The organism is Streptomyces sp. NPDC021356, assembly GCF_040641015.1.
Taxonomy (GTDB): domain Bacteria; phylum Actinomycetota; class Actinomycetes; order Streptomycetales; family Streptomycetaceae; genus Streptomyces.
Map to the genome: position 1 here is coordinate 1 of NZ_JBFACU010000091.1, position 5558 is coordinate 5558.

Here is a 5558-nt window from a genome sequence, read left to right on the forward strand (position 1 = left end):
GGACCCTCAGCAAGTCCTATCGTTGCAGGTCAAGGGCACTTTCCGTGTTTCTGATCAGCTCTTGGACAGCCCATCTCGTGAAAGCGCGAGGTTAGAACCCAAGCGACGAAAGTGGGTCGGTTCTGGATCACTCTCAGTGCCAGGGCCACGGAGGGTAACCGAAAACGCGATCATGAACGGCCTCGCGCGGCGAGGAGGGCGCGTTTGCGGAGTAGGTCGAAGTTGGCTCGGCCGAACGTCTGCCGCTTCAGCATCTTGATCTTGTTGTTGTGGCCCTCGACGGCGCCGGAGCTGTAGCGGAGGCTGAGGCCGGCGACGACGGCTTCGAGGTCCTGACCGAGGCCAGTGACGAAGGTGTGCAGGGCGGGCAGGATCGGCCTGGACGCTGTCGATCCACTGATTGAGGTGTTTGCCCTGGCGGTCGTTCATCAACTCGGCGAACGTGCGGACATGGTGGGAGGTTCGGTCGAGCGCGGGGCAGCGGGTCAGGATCGCTTTGAGCTGCTGGGCCCGGTCGTCGGTGAGACGGTCGGGGTGGCGGGTCAGCCAGCTGGTCACGTCCCGGACGGAGGGTGCTTTGCGGGGCGGGTCGTGCGGGAAGTTCTCGCGGAGCTTGGCCACGTACTTCTTCACGACGCTCTCGCCGCCGGTGTAGCCGCGCTCGCGGATTTCCTCGAACAGGCGGCGGGCGACGGTGCAGCCCTCGGCCCACCGCTGGTGCAGGTGGGGCTTGTAGGGGTCGAGGATGCTGGTGCGGCCGGTCCATCGGCCGACCAGGAGCTCGTCCGGGTCCGCGGCGCCTGCGAAGCGGCGGACCGTGTTGCGGGCCAGCCCGAGCTGGCGGGCGATCGCGCGTAGTCCGACGCCTTGGTCGAGGAGAGCGTGGACGGCCGTGTGCTGTTCACGGACGCGGTCGGAGAGCCGGCCGGTTGTCCGCAGCCCGGTGGGAGGGGACGGTTCGAGGTTCGTGTTCTCCATGTCCGCAGCGCCCCTGGTGGCGGAGGGGCCGTGCGGTTCCCGCAGCAGAGTTCGGTGGGACGACCGTCTTCTCGACGGCCTCGGCCAGATTCGACCAGATGTGCCATCGGTCCGCGACGTGGATGGCGTTCGGAGCGCCGAGCCGTCCTGCCTCGGCATAGGCCGTGGAGCGGTCTCTGCAGATCACCTCAACGCCGGGATGCTCGGCGAGCCACCGAGGGACTGTCGACGTCGTCCGGTCCGGCAGCAGGTCGATGGGCTGGTGGGTCTCGATGTCGATCAGGATCGTGCCGTAATTGTGCCCCTTGCGGAGCGCGAAGTCGTCCACCCCGGGCACCCGCGGTGTCGGCGTCCCGGGTTCAGGCAGGCGGCGGATCAACCGCAGCAGCGTCGACCTGCTCACCCCGGCCGCCAGAGCCTGGGACAAGCGGGCGCCGGGACGGCCGGCCAGCATCGCCGCCACGCGCTCCAGCACCCTCTGCAGGCCGGTGCTGCGTCTGCCGTGGCGGACGGTCAGTCCGTCGACCTGCTCGGCGAACGTCGCCTGCCTGCAGGAACGTTGACCACAGCGGAAACGCCGCACCCGTAACTCGATCAGCACCGGGCGCCCGCCGACCGCGCTGTCGGCGAGCCGACGTACATACCGGCTGTGCACCCGGGACGACCGTGTCCCGCACGCCGGACACGCGGCCCGCTCCGCAGCAGCCCTGGCCCGCACTGCCACCAACTCGCCGTCAGGTACGACGTTTTCAATCACGACACCTTCGACCTGGTGGAACCACAGGTCCTGGAGGAGGACATCACCCACGGCCGTTCATGATCGCGATTTCGGTTACCCTCCGTGGCCCTGGTACTGAAAGTGATCCAGAACCCAAGTTCAGCCGCCGCCGACGCCGGGCAGCGAGTGTGGGCGCCTGGGCCACGCACGTCGTTCCTGGGCGAAGAAGTCGAGGATCTGGTCGACGGCAGGAGAGGGGGACGAACAGGAATGTCATCGGGTATGAGGGCCTCGGCCGGAGATGCGCCCTGATGCCTCAGTCAGGGGACATGCCGGAGGCCAGAGACCCGCTACCGGACTCACCTACTGCGGTCCGTAGATCACCACGGTGTTGCCCCATGGGTCCCGGGCTACGGCCCGAATCTCATGCGGACCGCGCTCGAGCTCCCGGACTACGGACCCGCCACCCTGCACGAGGACTGCGAGCGCCGAGGCCACGTCGGGGACCTTGAACGACGCCGCGGGCGCACCGCCGGTGACGTCCTCGGTCGGGCCGGCCAGGGCCAACGTGGTGCTGCCGGCGTCGAGGGCGGCGTAGCGGTCACCGTCGACGAACATCGTGGCCAGGCCGAAGATGTCGGTGTAGAAGCGCACTGCGGCGTCGACGTCTGCAACCGGGTGCAGCACGTTCCCGATCTTCACGCGGTCGGACTCCACGGGATCACTCACCGTACGGTCGCAGCACGGCTCGAGCGGAGGGTCGCACCACAGCGCTGCGGTCCACCACGACTGTCGATCCGGGCCCGATGTGGTTCATACAACGCTCTCCCCGAGGTGGAGGAAGTCGCCTCGATACCACGTCACCGGCTTGCCGCCGCCTATCCGGGCGTCGTGCACTCGGCCGATGAGGATTACATGGTCTCCTCCGGGTACTGCTTCCTCCAGCTCGCAGCGGATGACCGCGGCGGCGTCGGGCAGTATCGGATGACCATTTTCGTCGGAGTCGAAGCTCCCGTGTGCGAACTTGTTCTCGCCCTTCGTGGCGAACTTCATCGCCAACTTCGCATGTTCGGGCGTCACGATGTTCACCACGAACTGCTCAGCCGCGACAAAGGCCGGGAAGCAGTCCGCCCCTTGGTCCAGACAGACGAGAATGAGTGGCGGGTCAAGTGACAAGGCGGCGAAGGAGCTCGCGGTGAATCCGTACGGCGTGCCGCCAGCTCCTCGGGTCGTCACGATTGTCACGCCTGAAGGGAACTGAGCCAGCGCCGAGCGGAAGGCGGCCGCATCCAGTCCCTGGACTTGATTAGCCATTCCACACCTCGCGGGCAGTGTGTGCGGCGACCGAAGTCGCCACCAGGGCGACGTGCTGCTCGGAGCTGCCGAAGGCATCGAAGCCCACCCGCTCCGCCAGCAGCACCTCCTCGATCAGCTCCCGATAGCGGTGCTCATGCGTGAGCCCGACCGGGGTGTCCCCCTCAGTCATGAGGATGAAGTCCATGACGATCCTTCCGTTGAATGTTAATTGCCAATAACATAGAAGGTAGCTCACCCCAGGTCAAGTGGCTACCGACGAGCCAATAGCGTTAGGTGCTGGTAACAATGAGGGGGTCGGCCGGGGAGGAGTAACCACACGTGAGCGAGTCGCGGGCGTCCGGGCTCGTCGAGATCGCGGACTCCTCGGGAGCGGCATGCCTATGCGGTCCTGCCGCTATGCGCCACGGAGCAGCACGGTGCCGCCAAGCCGCGGTGACTGGAACCCCTAGCCGATCGGTATGACTCGCTGTCGCCCTGCATCAGAAGGCACGCACTCGACCGCCGGTGCGGACCGTGCGCCGGACGCTTTCGCTGCAGACCGAGACTCGGGGCCTCCTGTGCCGCCTGCTGATCTCGGCGCGCTGACTTCTGACGCGGCTATTTACCGACGGCGTCAAGGCTGTCGCGTCCGACGGAGTACTCGGCAACCCGCACGGCATGTCCTCTGAGCTGGTCTTTGCCTGCCTGAACGCCGTCGCCGACCTGCTCACCGACGCACGCAACGATCCGTTATCGACGACTCACGTAAGCTTCGTACATGACTAGCTCACCTTCTCCTCGTACTGCATCTCCGCGCGCGACACGTCGGCAGGTGCTGATCAAGGTCGCCGGCGAGCTGTTCAACGAGCGTGCCTTCGATGCGGTCACCACCGAGATGATCGGCTCCCGCGCCGGCGTGACCGGCCCCGCCCTCTACCGGCACTTCCCCAGCAAGCAGGCGTTGCTCATCGCCGTGCTCGAGGATCCGTTGAACGAGCTGCTGGCGAACGCGCGCAAGACGGCAGCCGAGATCTCGGATCCACGCCAGGCACTGGAAGCGATGATCGACTACCACGTCAGACGCACCCTCGACAACGTGCCGTCCACGCTGGTGTTCCTGAAGAACGAACACAACGTCCCCGACGACGAACGCCATCGCATGCGACGCATGATGCGCCTCTACGCCGAGGAGTGGAGCGGCCTGGTCACCCGGCTGCGGCCCGACCTGTCAGACGCCCAGACCCGCGTCCTGACCCACGCCGTCTTCTCGATGATCAACGCCGTCCCGCAGTTCAACAGCGGACTCGCCCCCGAGACCGTAGCAGCCACCATCCGCACCGCCGCCATCAACGCACTACTCATCCCAGCAGACACCATCTGACACGGGGAACGCGCAGTACACCCACCTGTGCACGCCGAACGGCACTGAGCTCCAAGACCCAGAGGGCACGTAGTTCTTGCCGGTCAGCTGCTTGGCGGCAGGGGGAGCGGGCGGGCACACCTTCGCGGAACGGACCGTGCCGCGAAGGTGTGCCCGCGCCCGTGTAGTCGCCTCGACGGGTGCCGTGCTTGGTATTGGCACCGCCATGGCGACCACATCACAGGTGTGGTCGTGGCCGCGCAGGCTTGTGACGATGGGGCCCCCGGGGCTGGGCCCAGGCGTTACGTCACTGCGCTTGCCCTCCTGGCGGCAGGGCAGGGCTTGATCACCGGCCGCGGTCGCTCAGCGGCAGGTCCGACGCTCCCCCGCCGCTGGCGGGACATCGGTATGTGCTGCCGCGCAGCGTCGCAGGAGATCGTTGGCTTCTCTGGCGGGCTCAGACGCTGGGCAGTGGCGCCCGATGCGTGCCGTGTCATCTGCGAAAGCGTGGCATCGGGGCCGTGTTCTGACTGCCGGTGGACCACGTGGTTATCCGCTGCGACGGGTGCAGCCGAGGTGTGATACCTGCCGCTTTCACTGAGAAATCTTCAAGAAGTGCAACACTGTTGCGCGGTGTGTCGACCTCCTGGCTTGCCCGCTGCTACAGGACGGCCGCGGCGATCTACCTGTCCGGACTTCACGTCGCCGGCATCTTCGTCCGATCCGCCCGACGGTTCAAATGATCCTTTCCTGCGCTTCAGGAGCGGTCGCAGTCCCAGGTGCGCAGTCGAACGTGCCAGGGCGCGCGGCAACGTGTGGTCAGCGCCTATGCCATGCGGGTGGTCGAGTAGCCGTGGGTGCGCACGCCCTGATGTCGTCAACGAGTAGGCACGTGGTTCACCGTCCGCAATCTTGATGAACCCTCAGCGGCGCAGCCGTTTTCCACTGGACCGGCTAGCAAGATCACACCCTCGTCGACGTCGGTACGACCCCCACGGCGTGGTCGGCCATGCATGCTCAGCCCGGCCTTCATTGTTACCAACACCTAACGCTAAGCGCCTCCTGTTGGAGGCTTGACCAGGGGCGAGTCACCTTCTATGTTATTGACGATTAACATTCGACGGAAGGGTCGTCATGGACTTCATCCTCATGACTGAGGGGGACACCCCGGTCGGGCTCACGCATGAGCACCGCTATCGGGAGCTG

The 5558-nt window shown here is 66.2% G+C and carries 6 protein-coding genes; 1 reads left to right on the forward strand and 5 read right to left on the reverse strand.

All coding sequences use genetic code 11. The features are described from left to right. Positions 1-170: 170 nt before the first annotated feature. From AB0G56_RS41940 to AB0G56_RS41960, 5 genes are all read right to left on the reverse strand, one after another. Complete coding sequence (locus AB0G56_RS41940) at positions 171-401, reverse strand: transposase (protein WP_360981558.1); 231 nt, start codon at positions 399-401, stop codon at positions 171-173. Between the two features lie 500 nt (positions 402-901). Next, positions 902-1786 (reverse strand): ISL3 family transposase, encoded by an 885-nt coding sequence (locus tag AB0G56_RS41945; RefSeq protein WP_360981543.1) that lies wholly within the window; start codon positions 1784-1786, stop codon positions 902-904. Positions 1787-2059: 273 nt separating this feature from the next. Then, positions 2060-2413, reverse strand: a complete 354-nt coding sequence (locus AB0G56_RS41950) for a VOC family protein (RefSeq protein WP_360981546.1) — start codon at positions 2411-2413, stop codon at positions 2060-2062. A 96-nt stretch (positions 2414-2509) separates the two neighbouring features. Then, positions 2510-3010, reverse strand: a complete 501-nt coding sequence (locus AB0G56_RS41955; RefSeq protein WP_360981549.1) for a flavin reductase family protein — start codon at positions 3008-3010, stop codon at positions 2510-2512. After that, on the reverse strand, positions 3003-3197 hold the full coding sequence (locus AB0G56_RS41960) for a hypothetical protein (RefSeq protein ID WP_360981552.1): 195 nt from the start codon (positions 3195-3197) through the stop codon (positions 3003-3005). The genes AB0G56_RS41955 and AB0G56_RS41960 overlap by 8 nt, the downstream gene beginning before the upstream one ends. A 573-nt stretch (positions 3198-3770) precedes the next feature. Between AB0G56_RS41960 and AB0G56_RS41965 the strand changes: the two genes are divergently transcribed. Beyond that, entirely contained in the window at positions 3771-4373 is a 603-nt protein-coding gene (locus tag AB0G56_RS41965) for a TetR/AcrR family transcriptional regulator (RefSeq protein WP_360981555.1), read from the forward strand. The last annotated feature ends 1185 nt before the right edge of the window (positions 4374-5558 follow it).